The sequence below is a fragment of the Treponema sp. genome (assembly GCF_017430385.1).
GTDB lineage: Bacteria > Spirochaetota > Spirochaetia > Treponematales > Treponemataceae > Treponema_D.
In genome coordinates this window covers 13,342-34,950 of sequence record NZ_JAFRNB010000079.1, presented here as the reverse complement: position 1 = coordinate 34,950, position 21,609 = coordinate 13,342, and the positions used below count along the sequence as shown (strand labels likewise).

General features: G+C 45.2%; 18 protein-coding genes. 14 read left to right on the top strand and 4 right to left on the bottom strand.

The window, feature by feature from the left end:
- The first annotated feature begins 33 nt into the window (after nucleotides 1–33).
- Genes IJJ71_RS05380 through IJJ71_RS05365 form a run of 4 tightly spaced genes read left to right on the top strand, consistent with a single transcriptional unit; the run spans nucleotide 34 to nucleotide 4,588 of the window.
- Entirely contained in the window at nucleotides 34–1,272 is a 1,239-nt protein-coding gene (locus IJJ71_RS05380; RefSeq protein ID WP_296845783.1) for a hypothetical protein, read from the top strand.
- Entirely contained in the window at nucleotides 1,262–2,572 is a 1,311-nt protein-coding gene (locus tag IJJ71_RS05375; RefSeq protein WP_296845782.1) for an ABC transporter permease, read from the top strand. Before IJJ71_RS05380 ends, IJJ71_RS05375 begins: the two co-directional genes overlap by 11 nt.
- Complete coding sequence (locus IJJ71_RS05370) at nucleotides 2,565–3,263, top strand: ABC transporter ATP-binding protein (RefSeq protein ID WP_296845781.1); 699 nt, start codon at nucleotides 2,565–2,567, stop codon at nucleotides 3,261–3,263. Before IJJ71_RS05375 ends, IJJ71_RS05370 begins: the two co-directional genes overlap by 8 nt.
- On the top strand, nucleotides 3,260–4,588 hold the full coding sequence (locus IJJ71_RS05365) for an FtsX-like permease family protein (protein WP_296845780.1): 1,329 nt from the start codon (nucleotides 3,260–3,262) through the stop codon (nucleotides 4,586–4,588). Before IJJ71_RS05370 ends, IJJ71_RS05365 begins: the two co-directional genes overlap by 4 nt.
- 32 nt (nucleotides 4,589–4,620) lie before the next feature.
- On the opposite strand, the gene IJJ71_RS05360 is transcribed toward IJJ71_RS05365, so the two are convergent.
- The gene (locus IJJ71_RS05360; RefSeq protein ID WP_296845778.1) at nucleotides 4,621–5,004 is read right to left on the bottom strand and encodes a hypothetical protein; all 384 of its coding nucleotides are present in this window, start codon (nucleotides 5,002–5,004) and stop codon (nucleotides 4,621–4,623) included.
- 265 nt (nucleotides 5,005–5,269) lie between these two features.
- Between IJJ71_RS05360 and IJJ71_RS05355 the strand changes: the two genes are divergently transcribed.
- Genes IJJ71_RS05355 through IJJ71_RS05335 form a run of 5 tightly spaced genes read left to right on the top strand, consistent with a single transcriptional unit; the run spans nucleotide 5,270 to nucleotide 10,694 of the window.
- Nucleotides 5,270–5,785: a UvrB/UvrC motif-containing protein gene (locus tag IJJ71_RS05355; RefSeq protein ID WP_296845776.1), complete on the top strand. Its 516-nt coding sequence runs from the start codon at nucleotides 5,270–5,272 to the stop codon at nucleotides 5,783–5,785.
- Nucleotides 5,785–6,879: a hypothetical protein gene (locus IJJ71_RS05350; RefSeq protein WP_296845774.1), complete on the top strand. Its 1,095-nt coding sequence runs from the start codon at nucleotides 5,785–5,787 to the stop codon at nucleotides 6,877–6,879. The genes IJJ71_RS05355 and IJJ71_RS05350 overlap by 1 nt, the downstream gene beginning before the upstream one ends.
- Before the next feature lie 25 nt (nucleotides 6,880–6,904).
- Complete coding sequence (locus IJJ71_RS05345; protein WP_296845773.1) at nucleotides 6,905–8,617, top strand: Hsp70 family protein; 1,713 nt, start codon at nucleotides 6,905–6,907, stop codon at nucleotides 8,615–8,617.
- Entirely contained in the window at nucleotides 8,617–9,183 is a 567-nt protein-coding gene (locus IJJ71_RS05340; protein WP_296845771.1) for a J domain-containing protein, read from the top strand. Before IJJ71_RS05345 ends, IJJ71_RS05340 begins: the two co-directional genes overlap by 1 nt.
- A complete protein-coding gene (locus IJJ71_RS05335) occupies nucleotides 9,180–10,694 on the top strand; it encodes an RHS repeat domain-containing protein (RefSeq protein ID WP_296845770.1) in 1,515 nt (504 codons plus the stop codon). The genes IJJ71_RS05340 and IJJ71_RS05335 overlap by 4 nt, the downstream gene beginning before the upstream one ends.
- A gap of 118 nt (nucleotides 10,695–10,812) precedes the next feature.
- Here IJJ71_RS05335 and IJJ71_RS05330 read toward each other — a convergent pair whose 3' ends face one another.
- A complete protein-coding gene (locus tag IJJ71_RS05330; protein WP_296845769.1) occupies nucleotides 10,813–12,192 on the bottom strand; it encodes an ATP-grasp domain-containing protein in 1,380 nt (459 codons plus the stop codon).
- A 21-nt stretch (nucleotides 12,193–12,213) separates the two neighbouring features.
- Nucleotides 12,214–13,929: a S41 family peptidase gene (locus IJJ71_RS05325; protein WP_296845767.1), complete on the bottom strand. Its 1,716-nt coding sequence runs from the start codon at nucleotides 13,927–13,929 to the stop codon at nucleotides 12,214–12,216.
- 163 nt (nucleotides 13,930–14,092) lie between these two features.
- On the opposite strand from IJJ71_RS05325, the gene ilvB reads away from it, so the two are divergent.
- From ilvB to IJJ71_RS05310, 3 genes are all read left to right on the top strand, one after another.
- Nucleotides 14,093–15,814, top strand: coding sequence for a biosynthetic-type acetolactate synthase large subunit (gene ilvB, locus IJJ71_RS05320; RefSeq protein ID WP_296845765.1), 1,722 nt, complete (start codon nucleotides 14,093–14,095; stop codon nucleotides 15,812–15,814).
- A 287-nt stretch (nucleotides 15,815–16,101) separates the two neighbouring features.
- Nucleotides 16,102–17,259, top strand: coding sequence for a glycoside hydrolase family 3 protein (locus tag IJJ71_RS05315; protein ID WP_296845764.1), 1,158 nt, complete (start codon nucleotides 16,102–16,104; stop codon nucleotides 17,257–17,259).
- 16 nt (nucleotides 17,260–17,275) lie between these two features.
- Nucleotides 17,276–18,649 (top strand): exo-beta-N-acetylmuramidase NamZ family protein, encoded by a 1,374-nt coding sequence (locus tag IJJ71_RS05310; protein ID WP_296845763.1) that lies wholly within the window; start codon nucleotides 17,276–17,278, stop codon nucleotides 18,647–18,649.
- A gap of 75 nt (nucleotides 18,650–18,724) precedes the next feature.
- On the opposite strand, the gene IJJ71_RS05305 is transcribed toward IJJ71_RS05310, so the two are convergent.
- A complete protein-coding gene (locus tag IJJ71_RS05305) occupies nucleotides 18,725–19,723 on the bottom strand; it encodes a class II fructose-bisphosphate aldolase (RefSeq protein ID WP_296845760.1) in 999 nt (332 codons plus the stop codon).
- Between the two features lie 299 nt (nucleotides 19,724–20,022).
- Between IJJ71_RS05305 and IJJ71_RS05300 the strand changes: the two genes are divergently transcribed.
- The gene (locus tag IJJ71_RS05300) at nucleotides 20,023–20,817 is read left to right on the top strand and encodes a flagellar filament outer layer protein FlaA (protein WP_296845759.1); all 795 of its coding nucleotides are present in this window, start codon (nucleotides 20,023–20,025) and stop codon (nucleotides 20,815–20,817) included.
- A complete protein-coding gene (locus IJJ71_RS05295; protein WP_296845757.1) occupies nucleotides 20,817–21,545 on the top strand; it encodes a flagellar filament outer layer protein FlaA in 729 nt (242 codons plus the stop codon). The genes IJJ71_RS05300 and IJJ71_RS05295 overlap by 1 nt, the downstream gene beginning before the upstream one ends.
- Nucleotides 21,546–21,609 lie beyond the last annotated feature (64 nt).

Below are 21,609 nucleotides of genomic sequence, written 5' to 3'. Positions count from 1 at the left end.
GGATTTAGTCCTTTGTTTGCGGGGGAGTTGTCTTTGGGGGAGAAGAATGCGCTTTCCTATATCCGAGATGTTTGTTTTGAGGTCACGCGGTACAACATAACAGGACTTTCTTCAATTCCTGAGGCGGCAGCTCTTTCTGAAATATCCAGGGGTGGAACGAATATTTTGTTGCGGCACACGATTCCTGGTCCTGGAGAAAATCCTGTCTATCTTTTGGAATATTATAATCCCGAAAAGGTCGGAATCCTTGAGTCAACTTTCTGTCCTGAAGATTTGTATGTTGCTTCTTCGCCAGAATTTCCCAGTGAAAATGAAAATTTTGTCCTTGAAGCTGACTGGATTGATTTGATAATCCGTGGACTTTCACCAAGTTCAGGTACAGAAAGCGAAATCGTTGATTTGAACGACGGCTCTAAAATCCTTGAGATGCTTGAGGGAAGTGATGACCGTGGAATTGAAGGCCTTGAGGATTCAAAAATTGAGGATAATTTGCCGCAGGAATTTTCTTATATTAAAAATGACGGCTCGCTCAGGCGTTTTTCTTATGACGGCGAGCAATTTTCCGCATGGAATGAAGGTGAGAATACCGTACTGGTGAATTTCTATGGAAGCAAGCTCATACGGAAACATTTTGATTCCCTGTTCCGCCTCGTGAAAAATGAGGTTTTCAGGACAGCTTCTCAGGCTCGGAAAATGACCGCTGAAAAAATCATTGATTACGGCTATCTCGGTGATTCGACTGTTCCTGAAAAATCCATTGAGGATCTGATTTCGGAAAAAAAGCGGATTGAGAATCATTTTGACGAAAATGGAAGAAATGTCCTTAAAATTGAGGGACATTATGAGGAAAAGGAAGAAAAATCCTCAAAAAACAAAAAAAATTCAGATTCTCCCAAAGAAATGGTCCTGCTAAATGACAAAAACACTTCAAAACAGTATGATTCAGAAGGCCGTCTGACTGTGGAAGAATTTACCTTATGGTCTTATAAAAAGAATTCTTTCGGAAGGCGTATCGTGGAAGAGCGGAAAATGCGTAATGAATACGATTATTCTTCCGTGCGCGATGGCGGCCTTATGAAGCCTGACCTGAAATATTATGAGAACGGGGAGCTTCATCTTTTGCGTAAATACAAGTCTGCTGATTCTTATTCCGAAAAGCTGTATTTTGACGGCGGATTTTCTGTTGAAGTCATTTATGAGAACGGAATCAAGAAAACGGAGATTATTTATATGAATGATGTGGAGAAGAGGAGAAGAAATTTTGAATATTAAGGATGCGCTCAAAAAGTCCGCGCTTCCGTGGATTTTTTTTGTTTCGAGGCGTTTTGCAAAGGTTGACAGAAAAGGCAGTTCTGCTGTCACAAGTACGCTCTCATCGCTTGGAATCTGCTTCGGCGTTATGACTTTGATTACGGTTGTCAGCGTCATGAACGGATTCCAGCACAGTTTTATCGATGTAATAATGGAAGTGAGTTCATATCATATCCGCACGGAAAATGTCACTGATGAAAATGCGGCTCAGTTCGAGGAATTCTGTTCTTCTGAAAAACTTATCAAATCATTCACGCCTTTTTATGAGGCTCAGAGTCTTGTCACAGGTCCGTCTGGAAGGGAAGCCGCCGCGATGATAAAGGCCGTCCAGCCTGAAATCATGGAGAAGGACGAGGGCTTTAAAAAGCAGGTTTCTGTAATCGCAGGAAAATTCGATCTTTCGGAGCCTGGGAACATCGTCATCGGCTCGGATCTTGCTCGAAGCACAGGGGCAAGGGTCGGCACGACTCTCAATCTTTATGCTCTTTCCGGTGGCAATGATGTAGATTTGTTCTCAACTGACCGCGTTTTCAATGTAACCGGAATTTTTTACACTGGCTACGGCGACATAAATTCAACATTCGCGTTCATAAACATCGATGACGGCAAAAAATATTTCGGCACAGGCTCAAAAGTCGTGTACGGAATCAAACTTTTTGACACGGAGAGCGATTCGCGGGAAATCTCCCGGATTACGGCAAAATTCCCTTCGCTCAGGGCAGATTCCTGGAAAAACTACAACCGCTCGTTTTTCGGGGCATTGAGGGTCGAAAAGAACATGCTGATGGTTCTGGTCTTTTTGATTTTCGTGGTAGTCGCAATCAACATCTTCAACGGAATGAGGCGAATGGTCTATGAAAGGCGTGAGGAAATCAGCGTGCTCACGGCATTCGGAGGCAGGCCTTCTTCAATCCAGTCAATTTTTGTGATGCAGGGATTTCTGACCGGATTTTTCGGCTCGGTTCCGGGCGTGATTCTTGGTCTTTTTCTTTCTATTAATATGGACAGCGTTTTCATGCTTCTCTCAAAACTTTCGTACTACGCTTCCATGTTTGCCGTTATGGTGCTTAATCCTGCGAACGGAGATTTCGTTCGCGAGAATCCGATGTTCATGCTTTATGCGAGCATTCCTCCGAAAATCTTTTCCGGCGAGGTCGTTATGATTGCCCTGTTCGGAATCTGTTCTTCATTGCTTGCTTCGTTTATGGCAAGCCGTGGCGTTTTAAAAATGACTGTAGTTGAGGTGATGAGAGATGAGTGACATTGTTGTGAGCGTAAAATCGCTTGAAAAGACATATAAGACAGAGAGCGAGACCCTTACGATTCTCAGGGACTTAAATCTTGAGATTGAGAAGGGCAAAAAAATCACGATTGTAGGCGAGAGTGGAAGCGGAAAAAGCACTTTCCTTAATATTATAGGCGGGCTTGATAATCCCACAAAAGGAAGCGTGAGGTGCGGCGACTACGAGCTTACGAATCTTGAGGCTGCGAAACTTTCCGAGTACAGAAGTCACTTCCTCGGCCTTATTTTTCAGTTTCACTATCTTCTCAAGGATTTTACCGCGCTGGAGAATGCTTTCTTGCCGTCGATAATGGCGGGCGTTCCAAAAAAAGAGGCTGCAGAAAAGGCAAGGCAGCTTCTGCGGGATGTCGGACTTGAGAACAGAATCGATCATCTTCCGAGCCAGCTTTCTGGCGGAGAAAGGCAGAGGGTTGCCGTGGCGCGCGCCCTGATGAACGACCCTGACCTGATTCTTGCCGATGAGCCTACAGGAAACCTTGACCCGGAGAATGCAAAGATGATTGGCGACCTTCTTTTTTCAGTCGTTGACAAATACAAAAAAACGCTCCTTCTCGTCACGCATGACATGAACCTTGCGAAAAAAGGCGACCTGTGCTATTCAATCAAAAAAGGCCGTCTCGAAGAAGTTGATTTGAAGGGGCTTGTATGACAATTTCTTCTTCAATTCTTTTTGCGTCAAGGCTTTTGTTCCCGCGGACAGGCAAAAAATCCAATGCACGCAGGAGCCTTTTCGGTGCATTGGTCTGCATCGGAATAAGCCTCGTGCCGCTGATTATGGTTCTTACGGTGTCGAACGGCATGATTAAGGGAATCACTGACCGCATGATAGGGCTTTCAAGCTCTCATCTGCAGCTGGTGCTTTATCCGAATTCAGAATTCGCTGAGAATGTCGATAAAATGCGTGAAATCAGCTCAATCATAAAGATGTACGATTCTTCTGTAAAGGAAGTTTACCCGGAGTTGCAGGGAATCGGATTGGCTTCCTCGACAAAAGGCCGTTTCGGAGCTTCAATCCGGGCTATGGAAAGCGGTGTTTTTGAGACGAATCCTGCTTTCAAAAATCTTTTTGAGGTGATTGACGGCACGACCGACATCGCTTCAAAAAATTCATGCGTTCTCGGAAAAAAACTTGCCGAGGATTTGGGCGTAAAGGCCGGGAACACAGTCCGCCTGATTACAACCAAAGAAAATGCTGCAGGGAAGACAATGCCGAAAATCACTTCTCTTAAGGTGAGCGGAATCGTGTCATCTGGCTATCAGGAGCTTGATTCTCTCTGGCTTTTTATCTCGCTTGAAAACGGATTCAAATTGCTTTCTCAGGCTTCTTCGACCCCGCATCTTGGAATTGAGACCGATGACGCTTTCTCGATGAACCTTGAAAAAACTTACCGCTCGCTAAAGCCTTTCCTGGCTTCGGCCGGAAAACTTTACCGCTGGAATGACTTGAATTCTGCACAGTACGAAAATTTTGCCTCAACCCAGATTATGCTGATTTTCATAATGATGCTGATTGTGCTTGTCGCCTCGGTGAACATTTCCAGCGCGCTTGTCATGCTGGTCATGGAGCGGCGTAAGGAAATCGCGATTTTGAAGAGTCTGGGCGGAAGCGCGAACGGAATAGCACTCTCGTTCATAATCACAGGAGCCGTAACAGGATTCTTCGGGGTGCTTTTCGGCCTTCCTCTCGGACTTATTGCATCCGTGAATTTCAGCCCGATTATGAGCGCGATTGAGAAGGTCGTGAACCTTTTCGCAAAACTTATGTGCGTAATCAGCGAAGGAAATCTTTCGGCTTTTACGGATGTGCATCTGCTTGACCCGCAGTTTTATTTGCAGAACATTCCGCTGGTGATTCCAGTTCCGCAGGTCGTTCTGATTGCCGTTGGCACGATTGTGCTTTCCCTTTTGGTTAGCGTGATACCCGCAATCAAGGCCGGCAAAGAAAAGCCGATTGAAACATTAATGAAAATTTAGCCCAGTTCCGCGAACGCCCTTGCTATGATTTCTCATTTTAGCTGGCTTTGTAGTTCTTTAACTTTTTCAAGCGAAATTCCAACGCTTTGAGCAATCTGCTCTGAATTAAGGAGTCTCATTTTTAAAAGATTTTCAGCCACTTCAAGTTTTGCTTTGCCTGCACCTTGCAAAACACCTTCTCTTTTTGCGGCTCTAGTTATATCTCTGTCGTGTAAATTCATAGCGGCGTAATCCCTCCTGAACTTATCGTTGTCTTTGATTTTCTCAACCAGGGCGGAAAGTCGGTTTGAGAAATCATCTTGGCCTGGCTCGTTCGTTTGGATAAAGCGGAGAAATGCCCGAACTTTATCGTCTTTCTCTTCCTTGTATGCACTTGCATTATAAATTACCTTTAGCGATTTGTCATTTAAATTCACGGCGGAAGTTTCCAAACACGAGTTTTGAGTTGCAAAACTCGCAGAAGCATTTGGGGCTTGGGGCGACAGCCCCAGGAGAGAGGGTAGCGACGCACGGTTCAGGCATAGCCTTCACCGAGACTCGCCTAGAAACTCACCTCGTGAGTTTCTTCGCCTACGGCGACCGGCTCCCTAGGGGAGACTTCCCCCCTCACTTTATCCATCATATTTCAAAACCTGCGTTCCAAAACATGACAAATCCCTGCTTTTGTGCTATAATTTTCTTATGGTTTGCGATTTATGCGGTGAAAACGAGGCTGTTCTTTTTATAGAGCAGACTAATGCAAATACAAAACGAAAACTCAACCTGTGCTTCGAGTGCGCAAAGATTCATGGCGTTTCTCCTGATTCCAAGACTATCGGGCGATCGCTTGCCATGCTTTTTGATTCTCTTTTGGGGCGGGCTAAGGCTCAGGTCAAAAAAGAAGATGACCGTCTCTGCCCGGTGTGCGGCATCAGCGTTAAGGAAATCACCATGACCCGTAAGGCCGGCTGCCCTGAGTGCTATTCGATTTTCAGGAATGAAGTGAACGATGTTTTCAAAAAAATCGGTGTCCTGCCGCCTTACAAGGGCACTTTGCCAAAACGACTCAAAAATTTCCGCTCCGTCCTCACTGACCGCATCGTGATTCAAGGCAAACTGGAAGAATCTTTGAAGCGTGAGGATTACGAGAAGGCCGCTGTTTACCGTGATTATCTCAAAGCTCTCGAAAAATCTCCTGTCTCTGGCGGGGAAGACTGATGAGCGAGCAGACAAATATCTCTAGCGACGCATGGTATGCCTTTGACGGCCCAGAGAATGATGTCGTTCTTTCGACCCGCGTTCGTTTTGCCAGAAATTTAGCGAATTTTCCTTTCCCTTACAAATTCAAGGACGATGATGCTGTCCGTGTCCAGACTTTGGTGTTCGATTCTTTCTCCCATTGTGAGGAGCCTGACAAGTATCAGGGGGTCGTGACGAGCGAGCTTGACTCTTTGGGCGCGCAGATTCTTGAGGAGCGGGGCGTTCTGGATTCTTCTTCCTCAAAAGATGCCGGACGGGCAATCGTCGTGCGTACGGACGGAAAAGTTTCATGCGAGGTAAATTCCCGTGACCATATCCGTCTTTCGGCTTTCGTGCCGGGGCTTGACGGAAACGGTGCTTTCAATCTTGTCGCGCGGCTGGACGATGAGCTTCAGAACACTCTCCAGTTCGCAGCGGATTACGAGATGGGCTATCTCACATCGAACATCGCCGACAGTGGCAGCGGAATGAAGGTGAGTTGCCGGGTGCACCTTCCGAGCCTTTCTTTTTCGGGCAAAATCCTTGATTTGTTCGCTTCTTTCAATTCAAAGGAAATCGTAATCAGCGATGTTTTTGGGGCTGGCAACCTTCCTTCTTCTTCTCTTGGATTTTATTATCAGGTTTCAACGAAAGTCGCCGGGAATGGAAGCGAGCTTGACCAGATTGCAGGCCTTGTTTCCGCTGTAAAATATCTTGCTGAGAACGAGCGTCGTGAGCGGAATGTCGTCCTTCGTACAAGACAGACCGAGCTTCGCAACCGCATTTTGCGCTCATATTCAAAAGTAAAATTCGCCTCGCTGATTGATATGCGTGAGGCAATTGAAATAATCTCTGACATAAAATGGGGAAAAAATCTTGGTTTCTTCAGCGGAATCGAGGACCGGGAGCTTTGCGCGCTTTTGTACAGAGTTCAGAACGGCCACCTTGAGTTTGTGCTAAAAAGCCGCAAATTCAATTTCCCTACCGATATCTCGGAGAACAAAAATCTCAAAACGGATTATCTTCGCGCGTTGATTTTACAGGAAGCTTTTGAGAACATAAAAATGAATTAAAAAACTACATTACAGGATGTAAAAAATGGCAGTAATTGGCATTGATTTGGGAACGACGAATTCTTTGGCGGCAATCTGGAAAGACGGAGTTGCAAGGATAATACCGAACGCGCTCGGAAAGTCACTCACTCCTTCCGCAGTCTCAATTTCTGATGACGGAACGGTTCTGGTGGGGCAGGCTGCAAAAGAGCGTTTCATAACCAATCCAAAAGATACTGCGACCTGCTTCAAGCGCACGATGGGGCAGAAATTCTATTATCAGCTCAAAGACAAAAACTTCACTTCAATCGAATTATCAAGCCTTATCCTTTCAAACCTCAAACGGGATGCCGAGCAGTTTCTTGGCGAGAGCGTCACCGAGGCCGTAATCAGCGTTCCTGCATATTTCAACCAGCATCAGAGAAAAGCGACCAAAGAGGCGGGGCGTCTTGCCGGCCTTAATGTCGAGCGGCTTGTCAGTGAGCCTACGGCGGCCGCACTTTGCTACGGAATCAACGAAAAGCCCGACATGAACAACGCCCTTGTGCTTGACTTGGGCGGAGGAACTTTCGATGTCTCAGTCCTTGAATTTTTTGAGGGTGTAATCGATGTAAAGGCCGTGAGCGGCGACAATCATCTTGGCGGCGAGGATTTTACTCACGCGATTGCGGCATGGTTCCTGATCGTGAACGGAATTAAAAATCCTCTTTCTGCCGAAGAAAACGCTGCCCTTAACAAAGCCTCTGAGATTGCAAAATTTTCTGTCTGTGACCGCCTTTCTCCGCATGACGCGAACATTTCTGTTTCTGTCGGGGAAAAAATGCACACGGCTCTTCTGACACCGGCAATTTTTAAGGAAATTGTTTCGGACTTGCTTGAAAGGCTAAAAAAGCCGATTAAAAACGCTCTTTCCGATGCGGGGCTAAAATCTAAAGAAATTGATGCCGTCATTTTGATGGGCGGTGCGACTCGAATGAATGTCGTGACTGAATTCGCGCAGTCCGTGTTCGGCGAGCGGGTTATTACGAGCTACAACCCTGATGAGACTGTTGCGCTTGGGGCGGCCGTTCTTGCGGCTCTCAAGGAGCATAATTCCGAGCTTAAGGAAACTCTCCTTACGGATATCTGCCCGTTCACACTCAGTACGGACTCTCTTGTTCCTGATGGAAATTCCTTAAAGTCAAATCCTCTCCTTATCTGCGTTCCTTTGATTGAGCGTAACACGCCTGTTCCTGTCAGCATTGTAAGACGGTTTTGGACAGCAAGCCTTAGCCAGACCAGCGTGAATATCGGAGTCTTTCAGGGCGAGTCCTTGAACCCGGAGGAAAATGTAAATCTCGGAAATCTTGAGGTCGCTGTTCCTGAGAATTTCCGGGAGCATGAGGCCGTGGATGTCCGCTTCACCTACGACATTAACGGACTTCTTGAAGTTGAGGTAACGGTCGTCTCGACAAATTTTGTCAAAAAAATGCTCATAAATCAGGCCGGCTCCGACATGACCGAAGAAGAAATCAAAGATGCTCAGGAAAAGATGAACGAGCTTAAAATCCTTCCGTGGGAAGAAGAGGAGAACCGTGCGCTTCTGGAACGCGGAATGAGGCTTTACGAGGAGACAATCGGCGATGTGCGCGAAAAAGTTTCCTTACTTGTGAGCCAGTTCGAGAGTGTTCTTGGCTCGCAGAAGCCTGTTCAAATCAGGGAAATGGCCGAAAAACTCAAGGAATTCTTCGATTCAATAGAAGAGGATGATATCTGGTAATGAATCCCTGGCAAATTCTTGAAATCGCACCAACAAATGATAAGACTCAAATCAAGCGGGCTTTCGCAAAGAAACTTAAGGAAAATCCTCCCGATAAGGATGCTTCACTCTATCAGCAAATACGTGAGGCATACAACGCGGCCCTGAGACTGAGCGAATATGTCTCGGACGAGGATGAGGCCGAGGACGATGATGTTTTCGAGCAGGAAGAAGTCGCGCAGGCAGAAGAGGCCGAGTCAACAGAATCCGATGAATCTTCCGAAGATGAAGATTTTGATTCCGATGCCGAAGCAGACTACGACCCTGCTGACGACTTGCTTTCCGAAAAACAGCCTTCTTCTCAGGCGTTCGACATGGCGGAAATCCAGAAATTGCGTGATTCCATGCAGACTACGGAAAATGCCCGAACGCTTTCGGATATTGCCGGTGACTTCACCGTAAAAAACTGGCATTTCAATGAGGAAGCCGACTATTCTTTTGCCGTGAAACTCTTTTTCTGGATAAAATTTCCTGTATACATTACGGCTCTCATATTTCTTATTGTCTGGATGGTCTCGTCAAAATGAATGAAATAATAGATGCAATCAATCACAACTGCTCGGCAAGCGGCGTTGCCGAAATAATAAAACAAATCCTCACATTCAAGCGGCAGTTTTTCCTTTCGATGGACAAAAAAACGCTGAATAACAAATACAGTTTCACCACCAACAAAAAAATGCGGCCGCTGATTTTTGACAACACGCCCGAAAATGTAAAAAGAGTTCCGTGCGTGAATGTGACTTTGAGCGAGCGGAGCGCGGCTTACGGTTCAAAAAACTACAATGACTTTTACTCTGTGATTTCCCGCAAGGATTTGCTTCGTTTGTGCAAGCTTTCTGAAGTTGACGAGAATTTTACAATAGTCTTTGCGTTCTGCGGAACGGAAATTCCTGTAAAGGCGAAAGAACTTGTTCCGATTCTTTCAGAATTCAGTTTTCTTAAGGCTGTTAAGAATTTTTACAAGCTGAAAATCGTAAAAGCATCGTTTCTGATAGATGCTGTTTTCTGGATTATCCTTCTTGCTGTCTTCTATGCCGGAAAAATTGAGCCTTCATTAAAAGCAAAAAAGGAGGCGCAGCAGCTTGAACAGCGGAGATTTCGTGCGCTTGCTTCTGGAAATCGTGAGGTTCTGGAATATTCTGAAAACGGAAACCTGATACTTGAGTTTCTGGAAAACGGTAAATTTCATGAATACAAATATTATGATGAAAAAGGCCGCCTGATACGCATTGAGTCTGAGAGCGGAAAAGAATTCCTTGATTATTATGGTAAAGACGGTGTTTATAAAAGAGAAACTTCAATCAAATCAGAAAGAAGCTTTGAGTATAACAAAAACGGTGCCCTCAGGCTTGAAAAAGGAAAAAAAACACAAATCTTCTATAATTATGACGATAATTTTAAACCTAAGGGCGAAACTTTTGAAGACACGCTGGATGAAATTCGTTACGACTATGATTCCAATGGAAGAAAAATTAATACTCTGAAAAAAATCAGAATAAGCGGAAACATGGCTTTCGATGAGAACGGAAACGCTCTTGATTATGATAGCTCCACAACTTCCACTGCCTGGTACGAATATGATGAAGAGGGAAAACTGCTCAGGGAGAAAATCAGGGAAGGAGACTCAGAAGAAATCTTTGAGACCACTTACAAATATGACGAGAACGGAAAACTTGTTTTTGTAGCACACGCAGACGGAGGCTCGGATTTATACCGCTATGACAGCCAAGGAAGGCTTTACCTGAACGAAAAAAGGAAAAAAGCTTCTGACTACTATTCTTCAGCCTCAACATATTATACTTATAATAAAAATGGCACTCTTAAAAAACTTGATATAAGCTACCACCATTCTGGAAAAGACTCATGGATTTACATTTATAATGACGATGATTGTAAAATTTACGAAAAAATGGATAAGACTGATGTAGACAGATTAGACTACAATAAATTTCACAAACATAGATTATATGAATCCTGGTTCATGTACGACTTTTACTATAATGGCAATATAAAAAGAATCACAAGGTACTTTTTATAGGGGGCTGCCTTCGCATTCGCTCAGGCCAGTCTTTCCGTGGTTCCGCCTTTCGGCTGCATTGCTGCGTTCCTTCGCTTCTCTGCGTCACTTCGCAACGGCTTCGCCGCCACTACAATCCTTAGCCCGCCAGTTCCTTGAGCATTTCCTCAGCCTTGTCGAAAAATCCTTCTTCAATAAAATCCGCGAATTTTTCTTTTAAGTCCAGAAGATTCTCGCGCAAGATTTCCCGCGTTTCCCCGCACAAAATCACCTCGCAGTACCCCTGTTCCCGAATCTGCTTTGCCGCATGATTTTCAATCTGATTAACAAAAGCGACGTATGGAAGTGCCTTAAGTTCTTTTAATTTCCCACGCGCGAGAATCGGAAATTTTATATTTATCGAAAACCTCTGTGAACTCTGTGCGCTCTGTGAGGAATTTATTAAATTCTCAAAGATTACTTCGCTCAAAGGAAGAGCCGCGCTGGCGGCGTAAGTGGTGCTCATGCCGGAAAGCCGGGGGTTTATCTCAATCACGAACCATTTTTCGCCGTCAAAGACCAAATCTACTTGCGCGATTCCGTCAAGGTGCAAACCGTCCGCCACTTTCAAAAGCATTGCGTTAAGGTCGGCGATTTTGTACTTTTCGGCTTCTTCCTCGTTCAATCCAATCGGACCAAATTTTACGCTCTGCTTGGGGCTTGTGATTCCGTACTGGTTCACGCTGAATTTAAACGGCGGAAAAATCGTGTAGTCGCCGCATTCACTTTTTTCATCAAAAGTTCCGTAGATTTCACAGCCGAACTGTTCGCCACCAATCATTTCTTCTATAATTCTATCCGAAGTCGTCTTTTTTGACTTCAAGATTCCGACCGCCTCATCAAAATCGTTCACCACGTCCGCGCCGAAGGAACTCAAGCCCGTCGTGTCTTTTATAATCACTGGGAAGCGGAGTTTCTTAACTTCATGAAAAACCGAATCGCGGTAGACATTGCTCTTCAATTCCCGCCTATTTCCACCGTTTATCCAAAGCTCGTGATGCATGTAGACCGCCCGCGCAGCGTTCACGCCGATTTTCTCCAAAAAAAGATGGGTGCGCCACTTGTCAAAGCAAATCACCGCCGTATCGACCGAGTGACAAATCGTTTTGATTCCTTTTTCGCGCAAAAAATCAGCGACCATCGCATCCTTTATCGTAAGCCAGTCGTAAGGCGTGACGTAAAAACTCGCCGCGACCGCCAAATCTGGCTTCAACTCCGCAAGCTCCTCTGCGATTTCTTTTTCTTTGTCAGATTTTATTAGCAGCCGCCCAATCCGCTTCACTTTCCTAGAATCTTCTATATTATTGCCCGAAACGTCAGCCAGAAACATCGCGGGAAGTTGGCTCGCAATCAAAAATTCATGCTCTCCGTGATTTTCCGCAAGAAAATCCCATTGCTCTGTGAAAGAGGGGAGTGTGATTGTCTTGATTGCCTCGTCGTCATAGAGATTTGAACTTGTCGAATAAAAAAGAATCCGCATGGAAAGAATTATACAAAAATCTTACTGCAATGCCCACTCAATGTTCGAAATTTCTTCACGGAGAGAGTTGTCGCCTGTAAGATTGACGAGCGTTTCTAGCAAATCTGCGCCGCATGACCACACATCAGGATAAAATCCGAAGCCTTCGCCGTGCCAGTTTTGGAAAGTTGAGTAATAATTTTTAAATTCTGTGGCAGAAATGCAAAATTCTATTTTGGACTCTGGAAGCCTGTATGGGTGAACATTTCCGTATTCAATACACCCCGAAGAATTTTCGCCTAAAATGATAGCCTTCGCCCCGAAAATTTTCTTTGCGTTTGCAACGAATGACTCTGTTGCTGAAGCTGAATTTCTGTCAATAATTATAATCAGCTTGCCAGAAAAACGAGATTTTTCAGGAACGGCAATGGTATCTTTGCTTGAAATAGATTTCTTGTTTATCCGAGCCATTTTGTCATACACTATTCTGCACGGGGATTTTTTCTGCTCAGAATTCCAATCCTTAAAATATTCAAGCCCCATTTTGTATTCTTCTGTGCCCCTGTAAAATTTTTCATATTGAATCATCTCAATTTGAACCGTAGCTGGGGAAATTATGTCCGGAAAAATTGGCAGTCCTGAATCTTTATGTATTTTTTCCCAAAGCCCATAAGCGTTTAGTTCAAGTTCTTTGTCGCTTAGCTTTTCGCTCTCCGGCATATAAAGCAATGTGAAAAAAACTGTCGCATACGAATCCGACCCTCCTCCGTTGCTCCTCAAATCCACGATTATGTTTTTCTTGTTCTGAAATTTCGAGCCTGCTTTCATAAATCTGTCGAAATTCCTGTCAGTTCCTTTGCGGTAAACTGAATCATACTCAGGCGGCATAAAATGGCTTAGCGAAATGTAAGCGGAATCCTCGGTTTCTTTTTCGCCGTAACGGACAGTTTGCCTCAAATCTATGGGAATTTCGGACTTCACAAGAATTTCGTGCGTTTTTCCGCCGATTGGAACGGCGAGAGATTTTTCTTGCGTGGGGAAAATGTTGATTTTGTCGTCAGACTTTTTGAACATCTGAGAGTAAGAAGGAAGCCGAGCCTTTGAGATTTCGCCGATTCTGTAAATTTCCTCGCCTTTTGCTGAATAATTGAAGAGATTTTCCGTGTCGCCCTCATATTTTGACCCGACTTTGATTCCGATTTTTGCTGAATTTTCCCCGACTTCTGAGACTTCAAAAGAATTTCCCGATTTTTTCACGAAAATGTCCGACCAATAGACGATGTAATCATCACAGAAGTGCCAGACCCAGTAATTGAGGTTGATTGAAAAATGCGTGTCTTGAATTTTGCCTGAAAGTTCGTTTTTCAGAACCTCAAACAATTCCCCAACTGCTATTTCTTTTCCTTCAAAATGATTTCTCACATTTTCTTTGAGGATTTCCAAGTCCAATCCACGCTCGCAAGCCTTTTCGTAACCCGCATAAGTTGTTTTCAGAAGATAGCAGAGCATGTCCAAGTCTTTTTCAAGCTGTTCTTCTGAAATTTTCTCGGTGAATTCAAAGTCCGCGTAGGGATTTTCGATGTCCTTCCACTCGCAAGGTTCAATTTTGAGCGCATTTGATTTGATTTCTTCGGGGGCGGGGCAATATTCCTTGTATTTTCCGCTGGTTGAGGAGCAGGCGGAGAACAAAAATGACAAAACAGCGAGCGCAAAACTAAGAAATTCCAAGTTTTTTTGAAACTGATGCAGACTTTTCATGATGATTTATATAATAAAACCGCCCGATTTTAAAGTAAAGCGAGAATCCCGAAAAGCAAACTTTTGTTATAAAACGAATGGATTTTCTTATAGAAAATTATCATTGAATCATCTCCCAAAAATCGCTAAAATACCCTTAATCAAAAAAATCATTGGGGAAATTATGAAAATCAACGGCTCACAGATTGTAATTGAATGCCTTGTAGAGCAGGGCGTAGATACAGTTTTCGGTTATCCAGGCGGAAACATCCTTAATATTTATGACGCGCTTTATAAAAATTCGGACAGAATCAACCATATTTTGACCGCTCACGAGCAGGCCGCAGCTCACGCCGCAGACGGATATGCCCGCACAACAGGCAAGGTCGGTGTCTGCATGGCAACTTCTGGTCCTGGTGCTACAAACCTTGTAACAGGTATCGCAACCGCTTACATGGACTCAATTCCTGTAGTTGCAATCACTTGCAATGTAGGAACTCCCTTGCTCGGAAAAGACACTTTCCAGGAAATCGATATCACGGGCGTAACCCTTCCGATTACCAAGCACAATTTCATCGTAAAAGATGTAAAAGATTTGGCGAAAACTTTCCGTGAGGCATTCATCATCGCAAAATCAGGCCGCCCGGGCCCGGTTCTCATCGACATTCCAAAAGATGTCACAGCAAAAGAATGTGAATTCGAGCCTCTCAAAAAAGGAGACACAGGCCTCGAATCTCTCGTCTCTGAGAACTCAAATTTCTCACGAGTCGTAAAAGTTGCGGTTCCAACAGACGAAGAAATCAAAAAAGCCGCAGAAATCATCAATAAATCAGAACGCCCTGTAATCTACGCAGGCGGCGGCGTTAAAATCTCTGGTGCCGAAAAGGAACTTTTGGAATTCGCAGAAAAAGCACAGATCCCGGTTGCAGAAAGCCTTATGGGCCGCGACGTATTCCCGGCAAGCCACCCCTTGTGCACATGGATGGTCGGTATGCACGGAACCCGCGCCAGCAACATGGCAGTCACAGAAAGCGACCTCGTTCTGGCGCTTGGCTCACGCTTTTCTGACCGCGTAATCGGCGACCCGAAAGTTTTCGCCGCAAACGCAACTGTCCTTCACATCGACATCGACCCTGCCGAAATCAACAAGAACATTCCGGCTCAGGAGCAGCTCGTGGGCGACGTTAAGGCAATCCTTACCCGCCTGCTTCCTCTCATCGAAAAACGCGAGCACAAAGACTGGCTCAAAAAAGTCGATGAATGGAAAAAGGTTGTTCCGGCCTGCTATTCAGAAGTCAAGCCGAACGCAATTAATCCAAAGTTCATGCTTGAGACAGTTCACAAATACGCAGGCGACGACGCATACATCACAACCGAAGTCGGCCAGCACCAGATGTGGACAGCTCAGTTCTATCCGTTCGCAAAGCCACGCCGTTTCGTAACATCAGGCGGCCTGGGAACAATGGGCTTCGGAACAGGTGCCGCAATGGGAATCCAGGTTGCTCACCCGGAAGGCCGCGTAGTTCATATCGCAGGTGACGGCTCATTCCGCATGAACTGCAACGAACTCTGCACAATCGCGCGCTACAATCTTCCAATCGTAATCGTTCTGGTAAATAACGGCACTTTGGGCAACGTTCGCGTATGGCAGAAGCTCTTCTACGACAAACGCTACAGCCACACAACCCTCGACTTCGGTCCGGACTGGCAGAAGCTCGCCGACGCTTATGGGGTAGGCTACTACAAGGCTCAGAACAACGCCGAGTTCGAGAAAGTCTTCAAAGAGGCATTCGAGAGCAAAAAGCCGTGCATCGTAGACTCAGCCGTTGACATCGACGAAATGATTCTCCCGATGGCAATCCCAGGAAAACCAATCGACGACCAGATGATGAGCTGGGCCAATTAAATAATTCGGAATTAGAAATTAGGAGTGAGGAGTTAGCGGTTAGCAGTGAGCTGTTGGGCGCCTCCTTTCGCACTTCGTGCGAAAGACCGGGCTATCCGCAGTTCCGCGCTAACCGCGCTCCATTCTTCCATTCAGTCGCTTTGCTCCCTCATTTCAGAACAGCCCTTGGGGCTGCTGCTACTATCCCTGGCGCATGAAAGCTCGCAGGCTGGCACCGCGGAAAAACCTTAAAATTCCCCTAAAAATATTTATAATTTCTTGCTTATTTGCTATAATAGCCTTTATATATGAAAAGGAATCTTTTTAAGGCAATTATTGCATATACTGCTGCATCTTTTCTTGCTGTGGCATTGTTGGCTGGCTGTGCTTCAACTCCGCGCACCAATCCTTCAAAAAAACGCGAGATTAAGCTTACGAATTCGGCGCACATTCTTTCTCAGATGACTACCGAGGAAAAAGTCGCGCAGCTTTTTATCATTACGCCGGAGCAGCTTGTTTCAGGCGAAATACACGGAGCGCAAACCGAGCCGAACTCAGCTCTTTCAAAGTCCGCCGAGAAATATCCCGTCGCAGGATTCATTCTCTTTGCGCGGAACATAAAAAATCCTGCGCAAACCCGTGCGCTCACAAAATCACTTTCTTCGCTTACGCCTATACCCGCAATCCTTGCCATTGATGAGGAGGGCGGTCGCGTTGCACGGCTTGCCCGGAACGAGAATTTCTTCCTTCCGAAGTTCAAGAGCATGGGAACTGTCGGAAAAACAGGAAACATAGAAAATGCCCGCGGGGCAGGGCAAATCATCGGCTCCTATCTGTCAACATTCGGTTTTACGGTTGATTTTGCTCCCGATGTCGATGTAAACACAAATCCTGAGAATATCGTCATCGGAGACCGGGCTTTCGGTGAAAATCCTCAGATTGTGGCTGATATGGCCGGTGCTTTTTTGAGCGGTTTGCATTCGACTGGCGTAAAAGGCTGCATAAAGCACTTCCCTGGCCACGGAGACACAAAGGGTGACACTCATGCGGAATATGTTGCCGTCACAAAGAGCTGGGAAGAGCTTAAATCATGCGAGCTTATTCCTTTCAAACAGAATTTCAGCGTTACCGACTCTGTTATGATTGCGCATGTGACTTGTACGGCCATTGACACGGATTATCCGGCATCCCTTTCAAAAAAACTCATCACTGATAAACTTCGAGGAGAGCTTGGCTACAAGGGAGTCGTCCTGAGCGATGCTCTCGATATGGGCGCAATCGAAAAGAATTATGGCTCCGGAGAAGCAAGCGTCCTTGCATTTGAGGCCGGAAATGATATTATCCTTATGCCAAAGGATTTTCATGCCGGCTACGAGGCTGTTCTTGAGGCAGTTCGTTCTGGAAGAATCAGCAAAGAGCGGCTCAATGAAAGCGTGCTCCGAATCTTGCATCTGAAAGGCTTTTAAGCCCCAATTGTGGAGAATGAAAAAACAGACTTCATATCTTCTTATATTTATTCTCTCGTGTTTTGTTGTTCTTCTTGCTCTTGCGGCCTGCAGTTCTGTTAAAAAAACTGGTGATGCCTCGAAATTCCGGGTAATTCTTGGGGACGAGCAGTTTGAGCAATATGAGCCACTTTTGAAAGACAGACGGGTCGCGCTCTTTTCAAATCATTCTGGAATCGTTGGTGACAAAATCACGCTTTCGGACGGAAACATTCAGTATGGCGGTTTCGTAAGTTCTTCGGAAAAGGACATTTCATACATCCCTTTTGGAAAGGACTTGTCTGGAAAATCAGTCTCTTATGGCGAGCATGTCCTTGATTCGCTCCTTTCCCACGGAATTAATGTGACGACGATATTCTGCCCGGAGCATGGTTTCCGGGGCACGGAAGATGCGGGCGCGACGATTGCAAGCAGCGTTGATGAAAAGACAGGCATCCCGATTCGTTCCCTTTACGAAGATGACATGAACCACAAAATAAACCCAAAGAACATGGAGTTTTTTGACAGTCTTGTCATAGATATTCAGGATGTCGGGCTTCGGTACTACACTTATTACATCACGCTGTATTATCTTATTGATGAATGTGCAAAGAATCAAAAACAAGTCGTAATCCTGGATCGGCCGAATCCGAACGGCTTTTATGTGGACGGTGAAATCCTCAAGGATGACTTCAAATCCGGAGTGGGGCAGCTTCCGATTCCAACGGTGCACGGCATGACTTTGGGAGAGCTTGCCCGGATGATAAACGGCGAGGGCTGGCTTTCGGCAGGCAAAAATTCATGCAGCCTCACAGTCATTCCCTGCAAAAATTACACGCATCAGACAAAATACGCTCTTGTCCGTGCTCCTTCGCCAAACATCAAGAATATGCGGGCCGTATATTTGTACGCTTCAACTTGCTTTTTTGAGAACACGATTGTCTCCATAGGACGAGGCACAGATTTTCCTTTTGAAGCCTACGGAAGCCCTTTCTTTGCCTCTGTTAGCGGGGCTGATTTTTCTTTCGTTCCGAAATCCATACCAGGGGCATTGAATCCGCCGTTTTTAGGTGAAACATGTTATGGAATAGACCTGCGCTCGAAGCCCCTTGAAGAAATTTTTGCTGCTGGCTGTGACATTTCCTACCTTTTTGATGCGTACCAAAAGGCAAAATCCGCCGGAAAAGATTCGGAATTTTGGGGAAAAGCACGCCTGAAGAATTACTATTGGATAGACCTCTTAAGCGGCTCAGCTTCTCTCCGTGAGCATATTTCAGCCGGTGTTCCTGCCGAAACCATAAAGAAAAACTGGCAGACCGACATTGAAAATTTCAAGAATCTTAGAAAACCATATCTTTTGTACGAAGAATAATTTAGCTGACAAAAAAAATTCCCCGGCTTGCAAAATCACTCGCAAACCGGGGAATTTTTTTGTCTTAGTTAAAGACTAGTCCAAAGCGTGTCCTGCTGAACCGAGAACGTCAACACACTTGTGCATGTACATCTTTTTGAGCTCATCGCGAGCTGGTGTGAGGTACTGGCGTGGGTCGAAGTCGCCTGGGTGCTCAACAAAGTGGCGGCGGATAGCAGCTGTCATAGCCAAGCGTCCGTCTGAGTCGATGTTGATTTTGCAGACTGCTGATTTAGCTGCCTTGCGGAGCTGCTCTTCTGGGATACCAACTGAGTCAGGGATTTTTCCGCCGTACTGCTCGATGATTTTTACATACTCAACTGGAACTGAAGAAGATCCGTGGAGTACGATTGGGAATCCCGGGAGCTTCTTCTCGATTGCTTCGAGAACGTCGAATGCCAATGGTGGCGGAATAAGAACGCCGTCAGGAGTGCGTGTACACTGCTCTGGAGTGAATTTGCATCGTCCGTGTGATGTTCCGATAGAGATTGCGAGTGAGTCACAGCCTGTTTTTGAAGTGAAGTCGATGACTTCCTCTGGTTTTGTGTATTTTGACTCTTCTGCAGCAACATCATCCTCAACGCCGCCGAGAACGCCAAGCTCTGCCTCAACTGTAACATCGTGAGCGTGAGCGTATTCAACAACTTTCTTTGTGAGGGCAACATTCTCGTCGTAAGGAAGGGCTGAGCCGTCGATCATTACTGAAGAGAAACCGTTGTCGATACAGTCTTTTGCTACCTCAAAGTTTGGACCGTGGTCGAGGTGAAGAACGATTGGGATGTCGCATCCAAGCTCATGAGCGTACTCAACAGCACCGCGAGCCATGTTTCGGAGGATGTTAGCGTTTGCGTAAGCGCGTGCGCCTTTTGAAACCTGCAAGATTACAGGTGATTTTACCTCAACACAAGCCATGATGATAGCCTGCATCTGCTCCATGTTGTTGAAGTTGAATGCCGGGATAGCATATCCGCCTTTCATTGCTTTTGCGAACATATCTTTTGTGTTCACCAAGCCAAGTTCTTTGTAGCTAGTCATAAAAACTCCTTTAAAAATCGTAAGGTCAGCGACCTAAAAAAACTATAGACTATAATATGTTTAAAACGCGAGAAAATCAAGAAGAAGTCGCTTTTGTCTAAAAAATTATTCTATAAAAATCAATTCTTCAAATAAAATGAAAAAAATAAAAATAGTCTTTTATTTTATTTGACAAAGATGTGTGTTAGAAATATAATAATTATTGATTTTGTGTGTTTTTGGTTCAGCCTTGCCGATATTAAACATAGAGGTGGCTTTTCCAAGTAAAAGACACAAATTAACGAAAAAGGAGTTTTTGAATGAAAAAAGGCGTAGTAGTCTTTACTAGTTTTGCATTCCTGCTTGCGCTCTCTATCCCTGCAGTTGCACAACCTAGCTCAAAGGCCGTAGAAACAAGAATTATCGATAACTTTGATAATGTTGGTTCTCAGGATTATCAGGTACCGGGCAAAACGGTCAACAGCACTGAGACGCACAACTGGACATGGAATGTTCAGGCCAGCCACTATATTGACAAAGAGAAGGGCTTCCCGAAGTTGACTTATTTCGATGCACAGCCAAATTCTCTCAAATTGTTCAATAAAGAAGGCGACCAGCCAAAAGTTCTCGGCGTTCAGACAAGCTATCTCCGAAAAGGTGAGAACTGGTTTGAAATCTACCCGGAGAACGAAGGAAAACCTTATGAGATTCCGTTCGTAGGAACTGTAACTCAGGTTGACTTCTGGGTTTGGGGTGCTAACTATCTCTATTTCATCGATATTTTGATTCGTGATGCTGATGGTCGTGTTTACACTCTTCCTGCCGGAAACCTTGCTTTCAACGGATGGCGAAATGTAATCGTTCCGATTCCTTCATATATCCGACAGCACTCACGCTTGCGCTCTGGTCCGACAACAATGACATTCGTTGGATTCCGAGTTCGCACAGATCCTGATGAATATGTTGATAACTTCAATATCTTCTTGGATCAGCTCAAGTTCTCTACAAACGCTTTGAGCAATGTATTCGATGGATATGAGCTTAAGAATGCTGAGTTCGGTGATTCTGCATCTAGCGGAAGCTCAAGCACATCAGCACAAGGAGATGCAAAATAATGAAAAAGTTACTTACAGTTGCAATCGCATTGGCTCTTTCAGCAACAGTTTTTGCACAGAGCAGACAGGATGATAATGAAAGCCTTGCTTCACCAGATCCAACAGTAATTGGTAATGATGCAGCACGACAGGCTCTCCGCGAGGTTTCTGTTGACCGCTATGAATTGGAAGGTAGCTGGAACGCTCACATTTCACCAGATAATGGTGTAATCAATGCACGCCTCTTTGAAGGAAACCCTCTTGCAAAAGAGCCTCTCAAAGGTGAGGAAGAGGCAGAGGATTCGAAAGTTCTCGGTATCAAAGTTGAGTTCTTCCACCGTGGCGTAAACTCATTCTACATCAAATCAGCACGCCCAATCCCAATCGAGGGTGTCACAAAGACAATTTCTCTCTGGGTTGCTGGCCGAAACATGAACCATGAAATGTATGTCCTCGTACAGGACTACAATGGCAACAACTTCGAGCTCTTCCTCGGAACACTTGGTTTCTCTGGATGGAAAAAGATGTCTGTAGCAGTTCCACCAACTCCGGATGGAGAGCATGGAATCATTCAGTCATCTGCTTATAACGGTGTAAAACCAGGCTTGCGCATTGTTGGTTTCCGTGTTGACTGTAACCCAATGCTCGCTCGCGGCACATACTACATGTACCTCGACGACCTTCGCGCTGTAACAGACCTTTATGATCTTGAGAACCGCGACGAAGACGACATGAACGATGACTGGTAGTCGTTAATACCACAGTTGTTCTGTGAATGCCCGCTGATTATTCAGCGGGTTTTTTTATGCCCGA